The following is a 22,560-nucleotide window of genomic DNA, read 5'->3' on the forward strand; positions in this document are numbered from 1 at the left end:
GTGGGACTGTCGCCTGCCCGAGGATCTGCCGGACGTCGGCATCACGACGTTGCGTGGGTCACAGTGCCGTCAACGACCACGCTGTCCGATGGAACCCGCGGACAAAAGTGTTGGTGGCACTTGTCCTGCGGGGACAGCCCCGGGGGAACGCGCGGCGGCGTCAGCCCGACGACGAGGCGGGCGCGGCGAGCAGGATCAGCTCGGTGGTGCCGCCGTCCGGCAACTCGACCGCGACGCCGCGCCCGTGCCCGACGTGCACGACCTCGTTCGGCCCGAGCGTCACGACCGGGCCGCCGGCCACGAGCACCCGCACGGTCCCGGTCAGCACGACCAGCAGCCGGTCCGCCGCGCGCGCCCCGCCGTGCCAGGTGCCGGTGAGGGTGAGCCGCTCCAGGGCGATGTCGCCGTAGCCGTCGTCGGGGCCGACGAGCAGCAGGCCGCCCGGCGTGGCCGGTTCCGTCCGGGCCGGCGCGTGGACGACGTCACTCACGGGCGTGGCGCTCCCCTCGGCTCTCAGATGAGCGGTGTGCTCGCCCTCCAGTAAATGATCCAGCCGATGACGAGGTCAACGAACCAGTGGAATCGGCGGGGTACGGTGCTCATATGAGCGCACTCGACTGGGGTCCGGCCCACCGGTTGCAGGTCGCCGAGATCGCCGACCGGTACTTCCGGCGGCAGCAGACGAAGGTGACGATCGCCGCCGAGACCGGGCTCAGCCGGTTCCGGGTGGCGCGCCTACTGGAGGCCGCGCAGGAGCGGGGGATCGTCCGCGTCGCGATCGACCCGGGTGCCGATCTCGACGCCGCCCGGTCGGCGCGGCTCGGCGCCGCCTACGGGCTGCGGCGGGCGCTCGTCACGGCCGAGGGCCCGGCCCGGACGGCGCCGGACCGGGTCGCCGCGCTGGGCGCGGACCTGCTGTGCGAGACCGTCCGGCCCGGCGACGTGCTCGGACTGGCCTGGTCCCGGACGGTCAACGACGTCGTCGGGCACCTGCACCGGCTCGCCCGCTGCACGGTCGTCCAGCTGTGCGGCGCCTACTCGCTGCCGTGGCGGCGGGACGGATCGGCCACCGCGGTGTTCCGGGCGGCCGCGCTCTGCGGCGGCGAGGCGTACCCGATCTACGCCCCGCTCGTGCTCCCCGACCCGGAGACCGCCCGCACCCTGCGCGAGCAGCCGGGCGTCGCCGACGCCTACGCCCGCTTGGGCGAGCTCGGCACCGCCGTCGTCGGGATCGGCGCCTGGCGCGACGGCGGCTCGACCGTGCACGACGTGCTCAGCACGCAGGAGCGCAGGCGGCTCGGCGGGCGCGGGGCGTGCGGCGAGATCGTCGGGCTGCTCGTCGATCCGGACGGCCGGGTGCTCGACACCGGGCTGTCCCGGCACCTGGTCGCGATCGGGGAGGCCCAGCTGCGCGCGGCGGGCGAGGTCGTCGCGCTGGTCCGGGACCCGGAGCGGGCCGCGGCCACCGACGCGGTGCTCCGGTCCGGGCTGGTGCACACGCTGGTCTGCGACGCCGCGACGGCCGACGCGCTGCTCGGACACGCCGGGGAGCCGCTCGCACCCCGGTGACGGATCCGTCCGGTTCGGGCAGGCTGTCCCCGACCACAAGGATGTGGACACCGGTAACGGAGGGGTCGATGACGAGCGGACGCCCACGCGAGGACTTCCTGCCCACCGGGAAGGACGAGCAGGGGGCGCAGGCGTCCAACGCCGGGCGGTTCCTGCTGCTGCTGTTCGCCGCGAACACCTTCAACTTCTACGACCGGGCCATCCCGGCGATCGTCGCCGAGCCGATCAAGATCGAGTTCGGATTGTCCGACCTGCAGATCGGAGTGCTCGCGGCGGCGTTCACCGTCGTCTACGCACTGTTCGGGCTGCCGCTGGGCAGGCTGGCCGACAACCGGTCCCGGGCGAGGATCATGGGCTGGGGCATCGTCGCCTGGAGCCTGCTGACCGCGGCCAGCGGCGCCGCCTGGAACTACGTCTCGCTGCTGCTGATGCGGGTCGGGGTGGGCATCGGCGAGGCGAGCTACGCCCCCGCCGCGAACTCGACGATCGCCGACCTCTACCCGGCCCACAAGCGCGCTCGCGCGTTCGGCCTGTTCCAGCTGGGCCTGCCGGTCGGGCTGATCCTGGCGTACTTCTCGGTCGGCGCGATCACCGAGGCGTTCGACTCGTGGCGGGCCCCGTTCGTGCTGGCGGCGATCCCCGGCCTGCTGATCGCGATCGGCTTCTTCCTGGTCCGCGAGCCGCGCCGGGGAGCGTCGGAGAAGGTCGCGGCGCCCACCACCGCGGAGAAGGTCGACCGGCCGTTCCGGCGGATCCTCGCGGTGCCGACGATGTGGTGCCTGATCATCGCCGGGATCGGCGCCAACCTGGCCGCCTACTCGGTCAACACGTTCACCGTCCCGCTGTTCCAGCGCTACTTCGGCGTCTCGCTCACCACCGCCGCGGTGCTGACCGGCGTCGTCGTCGGGATCACCGGCCTGATCGGGCTGCTGGTCGGCGGCTGGGTGTCCGACCGGGCAGCCGGCCGGTCCACCGGGGCCCGGGTCATGGTCGGTGCGGTCGCGACGCTGCTGTCGGTGCCGCTCACCTGGACCGCGCTGACCCTGGGCCCGGACGCGACCGGGCTGTTCGTGCTGCTGTTCGGCGCCGGCTGGCTGCTGCAGTACCTCTACTACACCTCCGCCTACCCGGCGGTCGCCGACGTCGTCCCGCCGCGGCTGCGGTCCACCGCGACGGCCGTCTTCTTCGCCGCGTTCTACCTATTGGGCGGCGCGATCGGCCCGGTCATCGCCGGTGCACTGTCCGACTCGTTCGCCGCGGCCGCGCTGGCCGCCGGGGCCGGGGAGGCCGAGGCGGCGGCGACCGGGCTGCGCCAGGCGCTCGCCGTGATCGTCCCGATCTCGATGGCGATCACCGCGGTCGGGCTGTTCCTGGCGGCGTCCCGGGTGGGCCGCGACAACGCCGCGATGAAGGCCGCCGTGGAGGCGGGCTGACCGGAGTCAACCCCCTTGCCCCAGCGCTTCCGGGACACTCGTCACACCTGAGTCACAGCGTGAACGGAGGTCATCCGGCGTTGAATGGATACGACCGTACGTTTTCAGGACAGTCACACCGCCGGTCGCCCGGTTAGCGTCGGCGGACGGGTGCAGGCACTGCCGCCGGCACCGGAGGGAGAGGCAGCGATGTCCGTGATCGAGCCGGTGACCGCCGGTGAACAGCTCCGCCAGGCCTTCGGCTGCTTCCCGTCGGGTGTGACGGCGGTGTGCGCGGAGGTCGACGGTGTCCCGGTCGGGCTGGCCGCGAGCTCGTTCACCTCGGTCTCGATCGAGCCGCCGCTGGTGTCGGTGTGCATGCAGCACAGCTCCACCACGTGGCCGAAGCTGCGCGGGCTCCCCCGGCTCGGGCTCAGCGTCCTCGCCGAGGGCCAGGACGACGCCTGCGGCCGGCTGGCCAGCAAGAAGGGCGACCGGTTCGCCGGCACCCCGACCACGGTCGCCCCCGACGGCGCACTGTTCGTCGACGGCGCGACGCTCTGGCTGGACTGCACCGTCCACGCCGAGGTCCCCAGCGGCGACCACGACATCATCCTGCTGAACGTGCACGGGATCCGTGCCGATCCGGCGACCCCTCCCCTGGTCTTCCACGGCAGCCGTTTCCGGCGCCTGGCCGCGATCTGACACCGGAGCCCCCCGTGCACCCGCTCGACACCGTCTCCCCCGGCACCGATCCCGCCGAAGCCCGCGTGCGCGCCGCGCTCGTCGCGATCGCCGCAGGTCAGCCCGTCGTCGTCGTGGACGACGCCGACCGCGAGGACGAGGGCGACCTGATCTTCGCCGCCGCGCTCGCCACCCCCGCGCTGGTCGCCTTCACCGTGCGGCACACCTCGGGATTCATCTGTGTCGCCCTGCCCGACGACGAGTGCGACCGGCTCGACCTCCCGCCGATGCACCATCGCGACGGCGACCGGTTCAGCACCGCCTACCGGGTCACCGTGGACCGGGCCGGCACCGGGACCGGGATCTCGGCGACCGCCCGGGCGGCGACGATCGCGGCGCTCGCGGCGCCGACGTCGGTCCCGCGCGACTTCGTCCGGCCCGGGCACGTGGTGCCGCTGCGGGCCCGCCCCGGCGGCGTGCTGACCCGGCCCGGGCACACCGAGTCCGCCGTGGACCTGGCCCGGCTCGCCGGGCTGCCGCCGGCCGGCGCGCTCTGCGAGATCGTCTCCACCGAGCGGCCCGGCACGATGGCCCGCGGCGCGGAGCTGACCCGCTTCGCCGACGAGCACGGCCTGGCGCTGGTGTCGGTGGACGACATCATCCGGTACCGGCTGCGCACCGAGGCGCAGGTCGAGCGGGTCGTCACCACCGCGCTGCCGACCGAGCACGGCCACTTCCGGGCCGTCGGGTACCGGGCCACCGACGGCGCCGAGCACGTCGCGCTGCTGGCCGGCGAGCTCGACGACGTCACCGAGGACACCCCGGTGCACGTGCACGTCGAGTGCCTCAGCGGCGACGTGCTGCGGGCCAGCTCCTGCGACTGCGGGCGGTCGCTCACCGAGGCGATGGCCCGGTTCGCCGCCGAGGGCCGCGGAATCATCACCTACCTGCGCCCGGTCGGCGGGGTGCGGGCCTGCGGCCTGCAGTCCGATCCGGCCGTCACCGGCCGGGACGGGCGGCTCCCGATCGTCGCCGAGTGGATCCTGGCCGACCTGCGATCGCGGTCCGGCGCCCCGGTCGTCACCGGGCCGGTGCGGCGGCTCGCCGGCTGACCCCCGGCGCGGGCGTCCGGTCAGCCGGGTGGTTCGATCCCCGCGTCGTGTACCAGCAGCGCCACCTGGACCCGGTTGTTCAGGTCCAGTTTGGTCAGGATCGCCGACACGTGCGTCTTGACGGTCGCGAGGCTGATGTGGTGCCGCGCGGCGATCTCGGCGTTGGACCGCCCGGCGCCCAGCTCCAGCGCGACGGCCCGCTCCCGGTCGGCGAGCAGCCCCAGCCGCCGGCGCGCGGTCTCCCGCGCGCTGTCGCGGGTGGACCCGGCGACGTGGTCGATCAGCCGCCGGGTCACCTGCGGCGAGAGCACCGGGCGGCCCTGCGCGGCGTGCCGGACGGCGAGCACCAGCTCATCCGGCGGGGTGTCCTTCAGCAGGAACCCGGCCGCACCGGCGCGCAGCGCGCGCAGCACGTGCTCGTCGGCGTCGAAGGTGGTGAGCACGACGACCTGCGGCGCCCCCGGGTGCCGGCGCAGCGTCTCGGTCGCGGTGAGCCCGTCGGTGCCGGGCATCCGGATGTCCATCAGCACCACGTGCGGCGCGTGCCGCCGGGCCAGCTCGATCGCCTCGGCGCCGTCGCCCGCCTCGGCGACCACCCGCAGATCGGGCGCACCGCGCAGCATCATGGTGAGTCCGAACCGGACGACCGGGTCGTCGTCGACGACGAGCACGTCGATGGTCGGCCCGGGTCCGTCGGTCACGGCGGCCACGGTAGCCGCATCCCGACCCGCCAGCCGCCCGAGCCGGTCGGCCCGTGCTCGAGCGCGCCGCCGACCAGCGTGGCCCGCTCGGCGAGGCCGCGCAGGCCCGCGCCGGAGCCGGCCGGCGCGGCCGGAGCCGGACCGGTGGGCGCGCCGTTCTCCACCTCGGCCTCGATCCGGTCGCCGGGTGCGCCGGTGATGCGCACGACGACCGGGGCGCCGGGGGCGTGCCTGCGGGCGTTGGTCAGGCTCTCCTGGACGAACCGGTAGAGGGTGCGGCCCGCGGTCGCAGGGACCGGCCGTCCCCCGGTCGTCACACCGTGCTCGTCGTGCAGCTCGACCGGCGTCCCGGCGCGGACGGTCTCGCCGACCAGCTCACCGATGTCCCCGACGTCGGGCAGCGGGACCTCGCCGACCGGGGCGCGCAGCACGCCGATCACCTCGCGCAGGTCCTGCAGCGCGCGGTGCGCGTTCTCCCGGATCACGTCCGCGGCACGGGCGGCCTCCTCCGCCGAGGCGGCCCGGTGGTAGGCGAGCGCCCCCGCGTGCACGCTGAGCAAGGACAACCGGTGCCCGAGGGCGTCGTGCATCTCCCGGGCGAGGGTCTCGCGCGCCTCGTGCTGGGCGCGCTCGGAGCGCAGCGCGGCCTCGATCTCGGCGGCGGCGGCCCGCTCGCGCAACGACTCGATGAGCTCGTACCTGCTGCGGACCAGCATGCCCCACCCGACCACGGCCGCGTGCACGGTGACGAGCAGCAGGACCAGCGCCCACAGCGGCACCGCCGGTTCCGGGCGCAGCACGAAGTACAGGCCCAGCGCGAGCAGGCTCGCCAGCGCGGTGGCCGCCGCCGTCCGGGCGGGGCAGCGGCTCGCCACGGTGAACACCGCGGCCAGCGCCGCGATCGACGCCACCTCCGAGAACGTGGACAGGACGATCAGCACCGTGGCGACGTGCAGCGGGTGGCGCCGCCGCCACCACAGGCCGAGACAGCCGAGCAGCCCGATCGCCATGTCCGCGTAGACCAGGGCGGGCGGCACCGCTCCCGGGACCGCCAGCCGCAGGGCCGCCGCGTACAGCCCGACCAGCGCGCAGAGCACGATCAGCGCGACGTCGGTGACCCGTGGCCGCCAGGCGCCGCGCCGTCGGTCCGGATCCGGTTCCACGGCGCCGAGCCTAGGCCGCTCGGCCGGGCCGGTTCCTCCGTCGCACGGCTCCCGGCACTCCGACTTCGGTCGGAACGGCCTCGCCGCTCAGCCGATCCGCGGCACCCGGCGGCGTCCCTACCGTCGGCGCCATGTCCGGCTCGACGTTCCTCCGCACGCAGGCCCCGCCACCGGGATGGCCGGAGACCGTCGTCGCGCTGGTGATCGCGGGGGTGGTCGCCTTCCGGGTGCCGCCACTGCTCGCGCAGCACCAGATCGCGCTCGGTCCCGTGCTGCACGACCTGGTCCTGGTGGCGCTCCCCGGGGTCGCCGGGCTCGCCGGTTTCGCCGCGGCCGCGCGGGTCCGGGTCCGCCCGTGGGCGGCCTTCGGGCTGGTCCGGACGACCCGGGACCAGCTCGTCGTCGCGGCCACCGCCGGCCTCGTCTGCTCGTTCGTCTCGATCGGGGTGGCCGCCGCGCCCGGTCCGGGACCCGCCGCCGGTGCCGGCGGGCTCCCGGCCGCGGCGGCGCTGCTGCTGGTGGTGCTCGTCGTGCCGGTGGGGCAGGAGCTGCTGTTCCGCGGGATCGTCACGACGGTCCTGCTCCGCCACGGCGCCGTGGCCGGGGTGCTGGGCAGCGCGCTGGTGTTCGCCGCCGCGCACGGCCCGACGCACGCCGCCGTGACCGCGCTGGTCCTCGGCCTGGTCACCGCGGAGCTGCGCCGGCGCAGCGGATCGGTGTGGCCGGCGATCGTGGCGCACGCCGCGCACAACCTCGTCCTCGTCCTCGTCGCACCGGCCGTCCTGCTGCCGGGGTCCCTCGGCGCGGCCTGAGCGGGCCGCCCGCCTCCGTTCATGATCCGCGTTCCGGGAGTGTGGGGACGCTGTCGAGGCACGAGGACTCCCGAAACAGGGATCATGAACGGAGGGCCGCAGGCCGCTCACCCGCATCCACGACCTGGCGCCGCCCGCTGCCCGCTGTAGATCCGTAACCGTTGCGCGGCCGAGTCGTTGTGGGGGGACGGGCATCACGCACGTGCCCGTCCCCCGCCCGGCCGACACGCGACGACCCCGGACCCCGGTCGTCCCCCGCGCCGGGCCTGCACGAGGAGACCTCGTGTTCCACGGATTCACCAAGAAGTTCCTGCACGACTCGATCGAGCGCAGCTCCGAGAACGCGATGGACCGTCGCCGGTTCCTCCGGGCCGCCGGGCTGACCGGCGCCGGTGTCGCCGGCCTGGGCGTCCTGGGTGCCGGCGTCGCGTCGGCCTCCGACGGTGGCCTGCTCGGCGGCGTCCTCGGCGGCTCCGGATCCGGCTCCGGTTCCGGTTCCGGGAGCGAGTCCCAGGTGTCGGACGCCGCGGTGCTCAACTTCGCGCTCAACCTGGAGTACCTGGAGGCCGAGTTCTACCTGCGCGCGGTCACCGGTGCCGGCCTGGCCGACTCCCAGGTCGACGGCCGCGGCGAGCTCGGCGGGGTCACCGGCGGCTACCAGGTCGCCTTCGAGACCAAGATCGGCCGCCAGTACGCCGAGGAGATCGCCCAGGACGAGCGGGCGCACGTCGACTTCCTGCGGGCCGCCCTCGGCGACGCGAAGGTCTCCCGGCCGGCGATCGACCTGCAGGACGCCTTCACCGCCGCGGCCACCGCGGCCGGCGTGATCAAGCCGGGCCAGACCTTCGACCCGTTCAAGGACGAGACGAGCTTCCTGCTCGGCGCCTTCATCTTCGAGGACGTCGGCGTCACCGCCTACAAGGGCGCGACGCCGCTGATCGACAACAAGACGTTCCTGGAGGCGGCGGCCGGCATCCTCGCCGTCGAGGCCTACCACGCCGGCCTGGTCCGCACGCTGCTGCTGCAGGGCGGCGCCGCCGACGTCGTCGGGCAGATCTCCGACGCCCGCGACTCGCTCGACGGCCCGTCCGATCTCGACCAGGGCATCGTGGACCGCAACGGCAACGCCAACATCGTGCCGGCCGACGAGAACTCGATCGCCTTCTCGCGCACCCCGGGCCAGGTCCTCAACATCGCCTACCTGAACCCCGACTCGGTCACCTCCGGCGGGTTCTTCCCGGCCGGGGTGAACGGCGAGGTCAACACCAGCGACGCGAACGGCTGAGTCCGCGCGGGTCCCGCACACCGAATCCTCTGTTCCGAAGGAGACGCCGATGGGCGCCATGAGTCCCACCCACTGGTTGATCGTCATCGCCGTGTTCGTGCTGCTGTTCGGCGCGAAGAAGCTGCCGGAGCTGGCGAGGTCGCTCGGCCAGTCCACCCGGGTGCTCAAGGGCGAGATGCGGGGCCTGCGCGACGACGAGGCGGCCCGCTCCGGCGAGCTGCCCGCCGCAGAGCGGACGGACACCGGCCGCGAGCCGACGTCCGCCCGGACCGTGCCCACCGAGGTCTGATCCGGCTGTACGCGCGGGATGCCCCGCCGCCCGCTCCGGGCGGCGGGGCATCCGTGCGTCCGGGACCTACTCGGGCGTGAACTCGGCCGGGCCGATCCGCCGGTCCACGACGGCCGCCGCGACCTCGCTCAGCGAGTGCCCGCCGCGACGGGCGTGCGCACGCAACAGCCCGAAGGCGTCGTCGATGCCCAGACCGGTCTGCGCCGAGAGGACCCCCTTGGCCTGCTCGATCGGGATCCGGCTGCGCAACGCGTCCTGCAGCTGCCTGCGCTCCAGGTCGATCCGGTCGAGCTCGGCCGCGAAGCCGATCGCACCGCCCGTCGCACCGGCCAGCAGATCGGCGGCGCGCAGGTCCGGGACGGTGTCCCGCCCGCCGAGCAGCAGCAGCGCCCCGACGGTCGTCCCGGAGCCGGACCGGATCGGGAGCGCCCACGCCCCCGTGACACCGGCCGTCGCCGCCTTCGCCACGAACGCCAGCCAGCGCAGGCGTTCGCGGGTCAGGTCCGCACACAGGACGGGGCGGCCGCTGCGCGCGGCCTCCCCGCCGGGGCCCTGGCCGAAGGCGGCGGGGACCGCCCCGCACGGGCCGTCGGGTCCGGCGGAGGCGACACCGTGCACGGCGCCCTCGGAGATCAGCGCGGCACCGGCGGCCACGCCGAGGAGCAGGTGCGCGGTCTCGGCCAGCCTGCCGAGAGCGGGTGCGGGATCCCGGGCGTCCGTCGTGGCCAGCGCGAGCGTCGCCGCCGCGACGTCCAGGGCGCTCGAGTCCTCCATTCACAGACATTCGGTCGCCGCGGACCTCCGGTTCTCCCCCGCCCGGCACATCCCGCCGTTCATGACGATCAGTTCCCTCCGGCGTCGAGCAGCCAGTGGTAGCGCAGCCGCAGGGCGCGCTCCCAGCTGGCGAACGCGGCACCGAGGCCCAGGGCGATGTTGAGCCAGAGCGGCAGGTGGATCGGCGACACGAAGACGCCGACGTTCTCGGCGATCGGCGGTATCGACGACACCGGCTCCAGCAGCTGGAGGACGTTGACACCGATACCGACGACCAGCAAGGCCACCGACACGGCACCCAGGATCACGCCCGCCGACGGGTGATCGCGCTGGAAGCGGGCCCGGCGCCCCTCGCCCGATCGCGGATCGGGCGTGAGCTGGTGCTCGGCCCCGCCGTCGGTGACGTAGTGGGCGCGCCGGACGCCGAACCCACTCGTCGCGACCTCGATCTCCCCGCCCTCGACCGGGAAGACGGCGGGCACCTTCGACACCGCGTGCTGCCGGCCGTCGCGGTACAGGCGGGCCCGCACCACACCGTCCTCGCCGTCGCCGTGGTAGCGCACGTCCACCGAGTACCGGACCGGGTGCCCGTCGGCCGCAGTCAGGTCCAGATGGAACAGCGAACGCCCCGTGATCATCTGCCACCAGCGGAGCCGCTTCAGCGGGCTCCCGTCGCCGCCGGTCAACCGCCGGGCCGCCAGACGCCGCCGCCACTTCGTCATCATGTCGCCCCCAACGTACTAACACACTGTACTAATCCCTGGTAGGGAATCTAGCACGGTGTGCTAGTAGAGTGTCCGTGGAGGCGATATGACGACGCACGGCACCGACCGGATCAGCAGCCGGGACAAGATCCTCCGGGCGGCCATGCAGCTGTTCGGAGAGGACCCGGCCGCGCGGCTGAGCGTGCGTGCTGTCGCCGCGCGGGCCGGGGTGAGCACGGGCTCGCTGCGCTACCACTTCCCGACCCAGCGCGAGCTCCAGGACGAGGTGCTCACCCGCGTCTACGACCTGGCGATCCCGGACGACCCGATCAACGACCGGTCGGTGCCCGCCCGGGAACGGCTGCTCGGCTGCCTGCGCCAGGTGCTCTCCGGTGCCGGGGTCGGCGAGGACGCCCGGGCCAACCTGCGCCGGGTCGTCGACGACTTCGTCGAACCCGAGCCGGGCGAGGAGACCCGCGCGGGCTATCTCGCGATCGAGCGGGAGATCCGCCGCCGGATCGAGTACTGGCTGACCGTGCTCGCGAAGGAGGGCGCCCTCCCCGAGGGCGACCACACCCGGCGGGCGCGCTTCCTGCTGACCGTCGTCAACGGGCTCAGCATCGAGCGGGCACTGCCCGCGGAGCACACGCTCCTGCAGTCCGAGACCGACACCCTGCAGATGGCCGTCGACGCGGTCCTGACCGGTCCGGGCTCAGCCGGGACCGGGCTCCGGGAGGGTGTCGGCGAGTGAGTGCTCGAGGTGCGCCAGCTCCTCCTTGAGCCGCGCGACCGCGGCCCACGGACCGGGGTCGACCCGCCGGTCCCCGCTGCGCTGCACGCCGACCAGCGCCATGTCGACCAGCGTGGCCGCCAGCTCCTCGGCGTCGCCGTCGTGGTCGGGCCGGTACCACCAGGCCACCCAGTTCGCCGTGCCCAGCATGCCGAGGGCCGCGGTCCGCGCCGGGACCGGCCGGAACGAGCCGGCCCGGATCGCGTCGTCGACGAGGGTGCTCAGCAGGTCGAGGACGCGACGGCGGGCCTGCCGGTGCAGCTCGGCGATCTCGTCGGGCAGGTCGGGTTCGCTGCGGTCGAGCAGCCGGAAGCGGGTCGTGTTCCGCGCGTTGTTGACGATGATCCGGTGCAGGGCCAGCGCGACCCGCTCGTCCTCGGCGAGATCGGTCCGCGCCGTCACCTCCTCCAGGATCTCCACCACCCGCTCCAGGACGTCCCGGACGAGCGCGGCGAGGATCTCCTCCTTGTTGCTCACGTAGTGGTAGAGCGCCGACCGGCTGATGCCCATCGAGTCCGCGATGTCCTGGAACGACGTGCTCGCGTACCCCTGGCGGGCGAACAACCGTGCCGCGTGCTCCAGCAGCTCGTGCGAGACGAGCCGCCCGGAGCTGTGCCGCTGCGCCACACCCACCCCTTCCCCCGGATCCCCGGTCATCGTGCCCGACCGGGTGCCCGCCCGGGCAGGCCGGGGGCAGTGTTCAGGGCAGGTCCCGCAGCCAGGGCACCAGCAGCGCGGCGGCCCCGCCGCGGGCGCCCCCGCCGACCGGTACGCCGTAGTGGTCGGCCGCGATCGTCGCGACCTGCCGGTCCGAGCTGCCGATCGCGGCGAGGATCCCCTCGACGTCACCCGGGAAGACACAGTTGTCCGCGCCGTAGCCGACCACCATCGTCGGCAACGTCATCTCCGGGCCCGCCTTCGCGATCGTGGCGTTGGACGACAGCGCGGACCAGGTGGACAGCCACGCGTCCGGCGTACTGGTCCGGCCGAATCCCACGACGCCGTAGTTCGTCACCTCCGGGCGCGGGCCGAACACCGAGCCGTAGCTCCGGTCCGACGGGTCCAGCCCGAGGTCCACGGCACGCAGGTCGGCATCGGTCCGCCAGACCGTCAGCAGCCGGGCGGTGCCGGCCCGCCGGCTCCGGGCCGCGGTCGCGGAGCCCGCCTGCACCGCGCGGCGGGCGGCGAGCGACTCGGCGACGTGCTCGCGGGCGACCGCGTCGATCCGGGCGACCCGGTCGAGCTGCGCCGCGCGGTAGCGCCGCACGAAGTCCGGCGCGTAGCGGGAGCTCTCCGGCGCCGGGCGGTAGCCGTTCTTCTCGTCGAACGGGTCGAGCGCCGGATCGGCGGAGAACGGATCGGCCTCGACGGTCACCGACGGGTCGATGCACCGGGACAGCAGCGGGCCCTGCCCGGGATGCGGCGCCAGGTAGGCCAGCGCGTCCAGCCCGGGCAGTACGGCGCGGTCCAGCGAGCTGGGCCGCCCGGCCGGGGTCCGCGCGATCCGGTCCGCGGGTGCCCGCAGCGACTGCTGCACGTAGTAGGTCAGCAGCCCTCCGCCGCCGGAGTTGCCGAGCCCGACGGTGCGCCGGAACCCGCGACCGTGCAGCCACTCCAGCCCGGCGCCGAGGTCGAGCAACGCCTGCTCGTGGACGAGCCGCAAATCGCTGCCACTGTCCCGGGACTGCTGGGCGTGCACCGCGAACCCGGCCTCCAGCAACGCCGGGATCAGGTAGTGCCGGGAGAAGTCGACCCGCGGATGCATGAGGACGACGACGGTCGTGTCCCGGGGCGCACGACCGGCCGGGGTGTACAGCGTCGCCTTGGCCGCGTTGCCGTCCACGGTCACGACGGTCTGCAGCTGCACCCCGGTCCCGGCGGGCAGCGAGCCCGGGTGCCAGTCGACGTTCAGCCCGGGATTGGCCGCCATCAGCGGGCCCCGACCGGACTGTCGAGCCGCAGCAGCCCGCCGGCCCCGGGCAGGTCGACCGGCAGGTCCAGGCTGCGCAGCAGGGTGAACGCGCCCGCCGTCGCCGCGGAGAGCACCGGCAGTCCCAGCTCGTCCTCGGCGCGCTGGACCAGGTCCAGCGACGGCATCTGCACGCAGGCGGAGAGCACCAGCGCGTCGGCCCCGGCGAGGTCCAGCGACCGCGCGGCACCGAGCACCCGGTCCCCGGCGATGCAGCCGACCTCGGCGTTGTCGCCGACCTCCAGCGCACGCCAGTCGGTGATCGTGACCCCCTCCGCCTCCAGGTAGCCGACGACGAGCTCGGCGACCGGTCGCAGGTAGGGCATCACCAGCGCGACCCGGGACGCGCCGAGCGCGGTCAGCGCGGTGACCAGCGCACCGGCGCTGGTGGTGACCCGGGCCGCGAGACCCCGGTCGGTGAGCTGGTCGACCACGGCCCGTTCGACGTGGTCGTGCTCGCCGCGCCCGTCGGTGTGCCCCTGGGCCATCAGCGCGACCAGGCAGGCGTAGAGCACGGCGTCGATCCCGGCGTCGGCGATCTCGTCGACGCACCGGCCGCGCTGGGCGTTCATCGCGCGCAGCTCCTCCGGCGACACCGTGTGCATCCGCATCCGGCTCGCGTGGAACGAGAACGTGGCGCCGGTGTGCCGGCCGAGCAGCGCCGGCATCTCGGTCTCGACGGTGACGTTGGAGCTGGGCACGACGAGCCCGATCCGGTGGTGCGGGACGGCCGGTGCGGTCATCGCTCCTCCTCGGCGCGGGGGACGACCCGCAGCGCGTTCTTGTCGTGCTGGGCGATCCGGGCGCGCTCCAGCCCGGCGACGCCGGAGTACCAGACCGCGTGCCGGCATCCGGTCGCGCGCCGGTCGATGACGATCTCGCCGGGCCCGCTGGTGCGGCCGGCGCCGAGCGGGCCGTCCTCCGGGGCCGGGGTGGCGGCGGTGACGTCGGAGGCGACGATCCGGAAGTACGGGCCGACCTTCTCGACCCCGAGCAGCGGATCCTGCTCGGCGACCCGGACCAGGCCGTCGTTCTCCGGCACGTCGAGGACGAACATCGCGGTCACGACGACGCCCCCCGCCCGGCCGGCTGCCGCGCGGACTCCCACGCCGGTGCCCGCTGCACGATCAGCTCGGCCTTGCGGGTGAGCAGCTTCTCCAGTGACGGCTCCGGCGCGCCGGCGATCTCGCAGAGCGCGTCGACCGTCAGTTCGGCGTCCAGATCCTCCTGCGAGGTGACCGGTCGCAGCGCCCTGGTGAGCTCGATCATGTAGCCGTTCGGGTCGTGCGTGTAGATCGACTCGATCGTCTCGTGCATCACCTGCATCTCGCAGGGCCACTCGCTGTCGTCGAGCCGGCGGCGGTACTCCAGCAGGTCGTCCTCGGAGCCGACGTGGATCGCGAGGTGACGGGAGTTCGCGAAGAACTCCGGGGTCCCCTCCGGCAGCCGCGCCCAGGCGTCCCCCCGGGCGGACGGGTCGCCCACCGGCTCGTGCCCGAAGTAGTAGAAGAACGCGATCCGGTCGTCGTTGCCGATGTCGAAGAAGAAGTGGATGAAGTCCGGGTGCTGCTGCGGGCCCCAGCCGGCGGCGCAGATCGAGTGCACCACCGGGAACTTCAGGACGTCGCGGTAGAACCGCACGGTCGCGGCGGGATCGAAGGTGGGGAACGCGGCGTGGTCGACGCCGCGCACCCGGTGCTCGTCGGTGCTCATCATGTCCTCCCGGTCGGGTTGGTTCCGTGGATGCCGTCGGTCGTGCACACGAGGTCGGTCCGCCCGGAGGCCAGACCGGCGGCGAGATCGGTCCGGTGTCCCGGCCCGGCCTCGACGACGACCAGCCCGTCGGTCTCGGCGCGCAGCCGTTCCCCGATGTCGAGCCGGGTCAGCACGGCGGCCCGCTCGTCCGGCCCGGTCAGCCAGAAGCCGTCCCAGCCCCGCTGGGTCAGGTCGTGCAGGCTCTTCACCAGGACGTCGCCCTCGCCCGACCACGGCTCGGTCAGCGCCACCCGGACCCGGGCCAGCCGGCCCGCTCCCCCGGATCCGGGCTCGGCGGAGAGCTCTGCGCGGTCCGCGGGCCCCAGCAGCCGCGACGACCGGTCGTACCGGTCGTGGTGCAGGGGCCGGCCGAACACCCAGTCGACGACGCCCTCGGTCGGCACGTCGGCCGGGTCGGTCCCGGCCCAGCCGGCCAGCGCACGCCGCACGACGTCCGGGTTCGTCCCGGCGAACCGGTCGAGCGCGACGTTCCCGGTGCGCGTCATGTAGGCGACCATCAGCTGGTCGACGGGCAGGTGGGTGCGCCGCGGGAACGAGTCCCACCACAGCCGGCTGCGGCGGGCCAGCTCCTGCAGCCGCTCCACCTGCGGGCGTCGCTGTTGCTCGTAGGCCGCGAATGCGGACGGGAGATCACCGGCGGCGGTGACCGCGTCGCAGAGGGCGATCGCGTCCTCCATCGCGAGCTTGGTGCCGGAGCCCACCGAGTAGTGCGCGGTGTGCGCCGCGTCGCCGAGCAGCACCGCGTTGCCGCTGGTCCAGCGACGGCAGTGCACGGTGCGGAAGCGCTGCCAGCGGGTCCGGTTCCCGATCAGCCGGTGGCCGCCCAGCAGCTCGGCGAACGCGTCGGACAGGTACTCCAGCGCGACGGTGTCGGAGGCGTCGGCCGGGGTCGCGTCGGTCGAGGCGTCGAAACCGGCGGCCCGCCAGGTCGCCTCGTCGGTCTCGACCAGGAAGGTCGAGCGGTGCGGCGAGTACGGGTAGGCGTGCGTGACGAAGGTGCCGTGCGCGGTGCGCGCCGGGGAGAACACCGCGGTCTCCAGGGCGAACTCGGTGCCGGCCCACAGGTAGAGCCCGTCGGCGACGTCGACCCGGGCGCCCAGCTCATCAGCCAGGTCGGTCCGGGTCCGGCTGCTCACCCCGTCGGCGACGACGACCAGCTCGGCGTCGAGCTCGGCGAGTTCGGTGCGACGGCCGTACCGGATCTCCACCCCGGCGTCGAGCGCGTGCCGGGTGAGGATCGCGAGCAGCTCGGGGCGGGCGATACCGATCAGCGCGCCGTTGTGCACCCGCGCCTCGGCGTCGCCGACGAGCATCCGCATGTCGTGCGGGCACCCGGCCGCGACGACGTCGTCGAGGGTCCGTGGATCGGCCGCGGCCAGGTTGCGCTGTGTCCGCGAGGCGACGGCGACGCCGAAGCCGAACGTCGACTCCGGGGTGCTCTGCTCGTGCACGACGACCGTGGCGGCCGGGTGGGCGAGTTTGAACAGTCGTGCTGCGTAGAGCCCGCCGGGCCCGCCACCGAGCACCGCGACACTGGCCGGTCTCACGACGGCACCTCCTCGTTCTCGTTCTCGATCCGGTTCAGCAGGTCGGCCCGCAGGTCCTTCTTGGACACCTTCCCGACGTTGGTGAGCGGGAACGCGTCGACGATCTCCAGTCGTTCCGGCAGCTTGAACTTCGCGATGCCCTGCTCCAGGAGGAACACGCAGACCTCTGGCAGCGTCGGCGGGTCGCCGCCGGGCACGACGTAGGCGCAGACCCGTTCGCCGAGCACCGGATCGGGCATCGCGACGACCGCCACACCGCGTACCGCCGGATGCCGGACCAGCAGCTCCTCGATCTCCTCGGCGTGGATCTTCTCGGCGCCCCGGTTGATGACGTCCTTGATCCGGCCGTCGATCGAGTAGTGGTCGACGCCGTCCACCAGGTGCCGGGTGACCAGGTCGCCGGTGCGGTAGAAGCCGTCGGAGGTGAAGGCTGTCGCGTTGTGCGCCTCGGCGTCGAGGTAGCCCGCGATCGTGTACGGGCCGCGGCAGGCGAGCTCACCGACCTGCCCGTCCGGCACCTCGTCCTCCGAGCCGATGTCGAGCACCCGCACCTCGTCGGCGGCACAGATCCGGGTGCCGACCATTCCCCGCCGGACCTCGGCCGGGCTGTCCGGCGGGGTGTAGAGGAACAGGCCCTCTGCCATGCCGAACATCTGCAGCGCTCTGATCCCGCACTCCGCCTCCAGCCGGTCGATCAGCTCCGACGGTGGCCGCTGGCCGCCGATCACGAACCGGGTCACGCTGGTGAGGTCGGTCCGCCGCGCGTCCGGGTGCTCCAGCAGCCGGATCGCAACGGCCGGAGGGACGACCGGCAGCGTGGTGACCCGCTCGCCGGCGATCAGGCCGAGCACCTCGCCCGCGTCCGCCGTCGCCGGCAGCACCAGGGTGCCGCCGACGAGGTGGGTGGGTTGCAACGCCGCGACGATCCCGGCGTTGTGCATGATCGGCAGCGGGTGCAGCACGACCGAGTCCGGGCCGAGATCCAGTGCGGTGGCCCAGAGCCGCGCGTTGCAGGCGTACTCGCTGTGGAACCGCGGGGCGACCTTCGGCAGGCCGGTGGTGCCGCCGGAGAGCTGCAGCGCGACCAGCGCGTCCGGGTCGATCTCCAGCCGGTCGAGCGCCCGGCGCGCGGCACGATCCGATCCCGCGTCGAGGAGGTCGTCGAGCGTGACGGCGCCGGCCGGCGCCGCCCCGCGGACGACGACGAGTTCCTCGACGGCCGGGACGGCGGCGCGCAGCCCGGCCGCGAGTGCGGTCAGGTCCCGGTTGCGGAAGTCGGCCTGGACGAGGTGACCACGGGCGCCGGTGTGCGCGGCCAGCGCGGCGATCTCCCGCTCACCGTGCTGCGGCAGCGTGCACACCGGGACGATGCCCGCCTTGACCGCGCCATAGTAGGCGACGACCGTCTCGGCGACGTTGCCCGACTGGAACATCATCCGGTCACCGGGACGCAGGGTGGTCCGGGCGAGCAGGCCGGCCGCGACGGCGTCGGTGCGCTCGTCGAGCTCGCGGTGGGTCCACCGCACCCCGTCGGCGACGAGGGCGGGATGGTCCGGGCGCCGGGCCGTCGCCGCTCGGAGTGCGGCGCCGAGCGTCTCGTGACGCCAGAGTCCCTGCTCGAGGTAGCGCTTCCGCAGCCCGGTCGCCGTTCCGGGCGGCGCAGGTGGACGGGCGAGGTCGGTGGTCATGGCGGTCCTCCCAGGGTCCGGGGGGTCGACGGTGGTGGTCGGCACGGCCGGTCAGCCCGCAGCGGGGGCACCGGCCGGGGCCGGACCGGCCGGCGGTGCCGCCGTACCGCCGGCCGGGTCGGCCGGGTCCCCGGTCGGTCTCGGGACGAGGGCACAGGCGACCGCTCCCACGACGGCGACCGCGGCGAACACACCGACGTTGCCTGCCAGCCCGACACCCGCCGTGAGCAGCGCTCCGCCGACGGCCGGGCCGCTGACCGCGCCGAGCCGTCCGATCCCGCTGCTGAGCCCGAGCGCCGTGGCGCGGTTGCCCGGCGGATGGTGCGCGGCCACGTAGCCGTAGACGACGATCTGGTTCCCGGTTGTCGCGGCGCCCGCCACGAACACCAGCAGGTAGAGCACGGCCGACGGGAGCGGGACGGCGATCAGCCCGAGCGAGGCGACGGCGAGCACGAACAGCGACGTCGCGACCCAGCGGCTGCCGAACCGGTCCGCCATCGCCGATCCGGCCAGTCCACCGACGACCGCTCCGAGGTTGAGCACCAGCAGGAATGCCAGCGCGGAGCCGAGCTCGTAGCCTGCGCCCCGCATCAGCTGGGGCAGCCAGGTGTTGAGCCCGAACACCAGCAGGAAGCCGCAGAAGTTCGCGACCACGAACAGTCCTGTCGCCCACGCCGCCCGGCCGCGGAGCAGGCCGGTGATCTCCGTCCGGCGTCTGCCGCGACCGGCACGGACGAACCCCGGGGACTCCGGCAGGAACAGCACCGCCAGCGGGACGAGCGTGACCAGCGGTAGCGCGCCGATCGCGAACAGCACCCGGAACCCGGCCGGTTCGAGCAGCACGATCGCCGCGAGCGCGGCGATCGCGCCGCCGATCGGGAAGCCGCAGAGCATCAAGCCGTTGATCATGTGCCGGCGGGCTGCCGGAGCGACCTCCATGACCAGCGCGATCGCCGTCGGCGGGATGCCGCCGAAGCCCAGACCGGCGAGGAACCGGAACAGGCCCAGCGCCCACGGCGTCGGTGCGACGGCCGCCAGCAGCATCATCAACGAGAACCAGGTCAGCGCGATGATGAACAGCTTCCGGCGCCCGACCAGGTCGGTCAGCATGCCCGAGGCGATCGCGCCGACGAACATGCCGAGCAGCGCGTAGCTGCCGATCGCGCCGACGGCGGCCGGCGTGAGGGCCCACGGCTCGTAGGCGAGCAGGGCAGGCACCGCCGAGCCGAAGACGATCAGGTCGTACCCGTCGAAAACAATTGCCCCGAAGCAGATCGCGACGGCGACCGCGGCCGTCCTCGGGCTCACCTGCTCGGTACTGGCGGATGTCGACATTCGAGCCTCCTTGCTCCCTGGGTCACCCCGGATCCGCGACAGGTAGCACTCTGACCTGCTGTCACACGGTTGTCAATATTTCGACAATCATGTTCCGACGTTGGTCGGGCCCGACCGGACGGCGGCCCCGCCGGGTCAGCCGGGCAGCGCCCGCTCCGCTGTGTCCAGCACCCGGCGCAGGACCGGATCACCGTCGTCCCGCCAGATCAGGTGGATGGAGACGGCGGGCAGCTCGCCTGCCATCTCGCGCACGACGACGCCGTCGAGCGACATGTGCTCGACGGCGCCGGCCGTGGTGACGTGCAGCCCGACGCCCGCCGCCACCAGCGCCATGCAGGTCCACGAGTCGGGGGCGAACTGGACGAACCGGGGCGTGAACCCGGCCTCCTGGCAGCGCCCGACGAGCTGGCTGCGCACCATCGATCCGGCCGACTCGGGCAGCCCGACCAGCGGCTCGTCCCAGAGCTCGGCCGGCGCGATCTCCGCTCCCGCCGCCAGCCGGTGCCCGGTCGGCAGCGCGATCACGCACCGGTCCTCGACGATCCGGCGACTGCGCACGCCCGCCGGCGGCTCGACGAACCACGCCAGCACCAGATCGACGTCGCGCCGGTGCAGGGCCGCCATCGCCGTCGTGCCGTAGCGACCCGGCACCAGGTCGAGATCGACCAGCGGATGGTTCTCCCGGACGGCGCGGGCCAGTCGCCCGACGTAGACCTGCGCGGACGGCCCGGCGAAGGCGATCCGCACCCGGCCGCTGCGGCCCTCGGCGGCCGCGGTCACCGCGTCCACCGACGAGCAGCGGACCACCTGGCTGGACCGCATCGCGTCCGGTGAGGTCGTCGCCTCGTTCGCGCTGACCGAACCGGGGGCCGGCTCCAATCCGGCCGGGCTGCGGACGCGGGCCCGCCGGGACGGCACCGACTGGGTGATCGACGGCCAGAAGCAGTACATCACCAACGCCCCGTCCGCCCACCTGTTCGTGGTGTTCGCCCGCTACGCCGAGCCGGAGCCGGGCAACCCCGGCATCGCCGTGTTCCTGGTCCCGGCGGACACGCCCGGCGTCACCGTCGGCCCCAAGGACGCCAAGATGGGCCAGGAGGGCACGTCGACCGCCGACGTGCACCTCGACGCGGTCCGGGTGCCGGCGGACGCGCTGGTCGGCGGCGACGCGGCGACCGGGTACGCCGCCGCGATGACATCGCTGGCCCGTGGCCGGGTGCACATCGCCGCGCTGGCCATCGGGACCGCCCAGCGGGCGCTCGACGAGTCGGTCGCCCACGCCGCGCAGAGCACCCAGGGCGGGCAGCGGATCGGGGACTTCCCGCTCGTCCAGGCACACCTCGCCGACATGCAGACCGGGGTCCTCGCCGGCCGGGCGATGGTCCGTGAGGCGGCCCGCGCCTACGTCGACGGCACCGACCGCCGGATCGCGCCGTCGGCGGCGAAGCTGTTCTGCACCGAGATGGTCGGACAGGTCGCCGATCTCGCCGTCCAGGTGCACGGCGGCGCCGGCTACATGCGCGAGATCCCGGTCGAGCGGATCTATCGCGACGTCCGGCTGCTGCGGCTCTACGAGGGCACCAGCGAGATCCAGCGGCTGATCATCGGCGGCGGCCTGGTGCGGCAGGCGGTGCGCCGGTCGTGACGACCCCCGCGCGGCCAGGACGACCGGGACCGGACCGTGCCTGAGCCCCGGCCGACCGTCGCGATCGTCACCGGGGCGGGCCGTGGGACCGGGGCCGCCACCGCACGGCGGCTGTCCGACGACGGCATGCACGTCGCCGTGCTCGATGTCGACGAGCGGGCCGCGCGGTCCACCGCCGACGCGATCGCCGTCCACGGCGGTGTCGCGGTCGCGGTGGGCGTCGACGTCAGCGACGGCACCGGCGTGATCGACGCCGTCGCGCGGGCCGCGCAGGAGTTCGGCCCACCCACGGTGCTGGTGAACAACGCCGGCATCACCCGCGACGACCCGATCTTCCGGATGACCGACCGGGACTGGGACGCGGTGATCGGGGTGCACCTGCGCAGCGCGTTCCTGATGAGCCGGGCCGTCCAGGACCACATGGTCCGCGCCGAGTGGGGGCGCATCGTGAACCTCTCCTCGACCTCCGCGCTCGGCAGCCGGGGCCAGGCCAACTACTCGGCCGCCAAGGCGGGCCTGCAGGGGTTCACCAGGACCCTCGCGATCGAGCTGGGCCGGTTCGGCGTGACGGCGAACTGCGTGGCGCCCGGATTCGTCGCGAGCGACATGTCCCGCCCCACCGCGGCGTCTCGGCGTCGGCTGGCAGGAGTACCTGCGCGACCGCGCCGCGGCCGTCCCGGTCCGGCGGGCCGGCCGGGTCGACGACGTCGCCGCCCGGCGTACTCACCCTCGCTGTTCTCCCGGACGACGACCCAGCCCAGCTCGGTGGTGTCGGCCTTGCGCAGCGGCGAGTCGACGCCCGGGTGGAAGTGCACCGGGCGGACGTTGGCCCACTGGTCGAAGTTCTGGCAGATCTTCAGCCGCAGGCCCCACAGGCTGACGTGGTCCGGGACGGTCGGCCAGCCGACCGCGCCGAAGTAGAGTGCGTCGAAGTCCTTCAGAGTCTCCAGGCCGTCGTCGTCCATCATCCGGCCGGTCCGCTCGTAGTGCCCGCACCCCCACGGGAACTCGGTCCAGGAGAACGCGAAGCGACCCTCCGAGCGCTCCACCAGCGCGTCCAGCACCGCCCGGCCCGCGGCGACGACCTCCTTCCCGACCCCGTCGGCGGGGATCGCGGCGATCCGGAAGGTGCGTGGGGAGCCGGTCGGCTGGCTGGTCATCGGTGACACTCCTTCGTCGGATCTCGGGCTCCGGCCAGTGAAGTCGTGGGCCACCGGACCGGTCCGATACCGGCTGCCGATGCGGCCGATAGGGACCGCCTATCCGTGCCGGACGGGCCCGGGTGCGGCGTCGCGACCGGTCCGG

The 22,560-nt window shown here is 74.0% G+C and carries 23 protein-coding genes and 2 pseudogenes; 10 read left to right on the forward strand and 15 right to left on the reverse strand.

All coding sequences use genetic code 11. The features are described from left to right. Positions 1-160: 160 nt before the first annotated feature. A complete protein-coding gene (locus tag ACVJO7_RS11835) occupies positions 161-490 on the reverse strand; it encodes a hypothetical protein (RefSeq protein WP_491672897.1) in 330 nt (109 codons plus the stop codon). Positions 491-603: 113 nt separating this feature from the next. On the opposite strand from ACVJO7_RS11835, the gene ACVJO7_RS11840 reads away from it, so the two are divergent. The 4 genes from ACVJO7_RS11840 (at position 604) to ribB (ending at position 4,777) form a co-directional block, all read left to right on the forward strand. Then, positions 604-1,569, forward strand: coding sequence for a sugar-binding transcriptional regulator (locus tag ACVJO7_RS11840; protein ID WP_491672898.1), 966 nt, complete (start codon positions 604-606; stop codon positions 1,567-1,569). A gap of 68 nt (positions 1,570-1,637) precedes the next feature. Then, a complete protein-coding gene (locus ACVJO7_RS11845; protein WP_491672899.1) occupies positions 1,638-3,002 on the forward strand; it encodes a spinster family MFS transporter in 1,365 nt (454 codons plus the stop codon). Positions 3,003-3,191: 189 nt separating this feature from the next. Continuing rightward, positions 3,192-3,686: a flavin reductase family protein gene (locus ACVJO7_RS11850; protein WP_344019401.1), complete on the forward strand. Its 495-nt coding sequence runs from the start codon at positions 3,192-3,194 to the stop codon at positions 3,684-3,686. Between the two features lie 65 nt (positions 3,687-3,751). Beyond that, positions 3,752-4,777: a 3,4-dihydroxy-2-butanone-4-phosphate synthase gene (gene ribB / locus ACVJO7_RS11855; RefSeq protein WP_491672986.1), complete on the forward strand. Its 1,026-nt coding sequence runs from the start codon at positions 3,752-3,754 to the stop codon at positions 4,775-4,777. Positions 4,778-4,797: 20 nt separating this feature from the next. Here ribB and ACVJO7_RS11860 read toward each other — a convergent pair whose 3' ends face one another. Then, positions 4,798-5,487: a response regulator gene (locus ACVJO7_RS11860; protein ID WP_491672900.1), complete on the reverse strand. Its 690-nt coding sequence runs from the start codon at positions 5,485-5,487 to the stop codon at positions 4,798-4,800. After that, a complete protein-coding gene (locus ACVJO7_RS11865; protein ID WP_491672901.1) occupies positions 5,475-6,641 on the reverse strand; it encodes a sensor histidine kinase in 1,167 nt (388 codons plus the stop codon). Before ACVJO7_RS11865 ends, ACVJO7_RS11860 begins: the two co-directional genes overlap by 13 nt. A 131-nt stretch (positions 6,642-6,772) precedes the next feature. Between ACVJO7_RS11865 and ACVJO7_RS11870 the strand changes: the two genes are divergently transcribed. The 3 genes from ACVJO7_RS11870 (at position 6,773) to tatA (ending at position 9,027) form a co-directional block, all read left to right on the forward strand. Further along, positions 6,773-7,453: a CPBP family intramembrane glutamic endopeptidase gene (locus ACVJO7_RS11870; RefSeq protein ID WP_491672902.1), complete on the forward strand. Its 681-nt coding sequence runs from the start codon at positions 6,773-6,775 to the stop codon at positions 7,451-7,453. Positions 7,454-7,736: 283 nt separating this feature from the next. Further along, on the forward strand, positions 7,737-8,738 hold the full coding sequence (locus ACVJO7_RS11875) for a ferritin-like domain-containing protein (protein ID WP_491672903.1): 1,002 nt from the start codon (positions 7,737-7,739) through the stop codon (positions 8,736-8,738). Between the two features lie 49 nt (positions 8,739-8,787). After that, positions 8,788-9,027: a Sec-independent protein translocase subunit TatA gene (tatA, locus tag ACVJO7_RS11880; RefSeq protein ID WP_344019417.1), complete on the forward strand. Its 240-nt coding sequence runs from the start codon at positions 8,788-8,790 to the stop codon at positions 9,025-9,027. Between the two features lie 66 nt (positions 9,028-9,093). On the opposite strand, the gene ACVJO7_RS11885 is transcribed toward tatA, so the two are convergent. Further along, positions 9,094-9,801 carry a GAF and ANTAR domain-containing protein gene (locus tag ACVJO7_RS11885; protein WP_491672904.1) on the reverse strand — a complete coding sequence of 236 codons (708 nt, stop codon included), beginning with the start codon at positions 9,799-9,801 and terminating at the stop codon, positions 9,094-9,096. 68 nt (positions 9,802-9,869) lie between these two features. Next, positions 9,870-10,526: a hypothetical protein gene (locus ACVJO7_RS11890; protein ID WP_491672905.1), complete on the reverse strand. Its 657-nt coding sequence runs from the start codon at positions 10,524-10,526 to the stop codon at positions 9,870-9,872. A gap of 85 nt (positions 10,527-10,611) precedes the next feature. Here ACVJO7_RS11890 and ACVJO7_RS11895 point away from each other — a divergent pair, with 85 nt between their 5' ends. Further along, positions 10,612-11,256: a TetR/AcrR family transcriptional regulator gene (locus tag ACVJO7_RS11895; protein ID WP_491672906.1), complete on the forward strand. Its 645-nt coding sequence runs from the start codon at positions 10,612-10,614 to the stop codon at positions 11,254-11,256. Here ACVJO7_RS11895 and ACVJO7_RS11900 read toward each other — a convergent pair. From ACVJO7_RS11900 to ACVJO7_RS11940, 9 genes are all read right to left on the reverse strand, one after another. Beyond that, positions 11,218-11,952, reverse strand: coding sequence for a TetR/AcrR family transcriptional regulator (locus ACVJO7_RS11900; RefSeq protein WP_491672907.1), 735 nt, complete (start codon positions 11,950-11,952; stop codon positions 11,218-11,220). The two genes, ACVJO7_RS11895 and ACVJO7_RS11900, sit on opposite strands and share 39 nt — an antisense overlap. 43 nt (positions 11,953-11,995) lie before the next feature. Continuing rightward, entirely contained in the window at positions 11,996-13,225 is a 1,230-nt protein-coding gene (locus ACVJO7_RS11905) for an alpha/beta hydrolase (protein ID WP_491672908.1), read from the reverse strand. After that, positions 13,225-14,007, reverse strand: coding sequence for a maleate cis-trans isomerase family protein (locus ACVJO7_RS11910; RefSeq protein WP_491672909.1), 783 nt, complete (start codon positions 14,005-14,007; stop codon positions 13,225-13,227). The genes ACVJO7_RS11905 and ACVJO7_RS11910 overlap by 1 nt, the downstream gene beginning before the upstream one ends. Then, positions 14,004-14,321: a hypothetical protein gene (locus tag ACVJO7_RS11915; RefSeq protein ID WP_491672987.1), complete on the reverse strand. Its 318-nt coding sequence runs from the start codon at positions 14,319-14,321 to the stop codon at positions 14,004-14,006. Before ACVJO7_RS11915 ends, ACVJO7_RS11910 begins: the two co-directional genes overlap by 4 nt. A gap of 5 nt (positions 14,322-14,326) precedes the next feature. Further along, the gene (locus tag ACVJO7_RS11920) at positions 14,327-14,977 is read right to left on the reverse strand and encodes a VOC family protein (RefSeq protein WP_491672910.1); all 651 of its coding nucleotides are present in this window, start codon (positions 14,975-14,977) and stop codon (positions 14,327-14,329) included. Next, positions 14,977-16,587: an FAD-dependent monooxygenase gene (locus ACVJO7_RS11925; protein ID WP_491672911.1), complete on the reverse strand. Its 1,611-nt coding sequence runs from the start codon at positions 16,585-16,587 to the stop codon at positions 14,977-14,979. The genes ACVJO7_RS11920 and ACVJO7_RS11925 overlap by 1 nt, the downstream gene beginning before the upstream one ends. Continuing rightward, positions 16,584-18,275: a (2,3-dihydroxybenzoyl)adenylate synthase gene (locus tag ACVJO7_RS11930; RefSeq protein ID WP_491672912.1), complete on the reverse strand. Its 1,692-nt coding sequence runs from the start codon at positions 18,273-18,275 to the stop codon at positions 16,584-16,586. The genes ACVJO7_RS11925 and ACVJO7_RS11930 overlap by 4 nt, the downstream gene beginning before the upstream one ends. A gap of 51 nt (positions 18,276-18,326) precedes the next feature. Next, on the reverse strand, positions 18,327-19,610 hold the full coding sequence (locus ACVJO7_RS11935; RefSeq protein WP_491672913.1) for an MFS transporter: 1,284 nt from the start codon (positions 19,608-19,610) through the stop codon (positions 18,327-18,329). Between the two features lie 135 nt (positions 19,611-19,745). Then, complete coding sequence (locus ACVJO7_RS11940) at positions 19,746-20,561, reverse strand: LysR family substrate-binding domain-containing protein (RefSeq protein WP_491672988.1); 816 nt, start codon at positions 20,559-20,561, stop codon at positions 19,746-19,748. On the opposite strand from ACVJO7_RS11940, the gene ACVJO7_RS11945 reads away from it, so the two are divergent. Beyond that, positions 20,500-21,255, forward strand: a complete 756-nt coding sequence (locus ACVJO7_RS11945; RefSeq protein WP_491672989.1) for an acyl-CoA dehydrogenase family protein — start codon at positions 20,500-20,502, stop codon at positions 21,253-21,255. The genes ACVJO7_RS11940 and ACVJO7_RS11945 overlap by 62 nt on opposite strands. 36 nt (positions 21,256-21,291) lie before the next feature. Next, a pseudogene (locus ACVJO7_RS11950) lies at positions 21,292-21,967 on the forward strand (SDR family NAD(P)-dependent oxidoreductase); the annotation flags it as partial. Positions 21,968-22,010: 43 nt separating this feature from the next. On the opposite strand, the pseudogene ACVJO7_RS11955 reads toward ACVJO7_RS11950, so the two are convergent. Further along, positions 22,011-22,415 (reverse strand): annotated as a pseudogene (locus ACVJO7_RS11955) (isocitrate/isopropylmalate family dehydrogenase); the annotation flags it as partial. Between the last annotated feature and the right edge of the window lie 145 nt (positions 22,416-22,560).

It is taken from the genome of Pseudonocardia sp. DxW, from assembly GCF_058448985.1.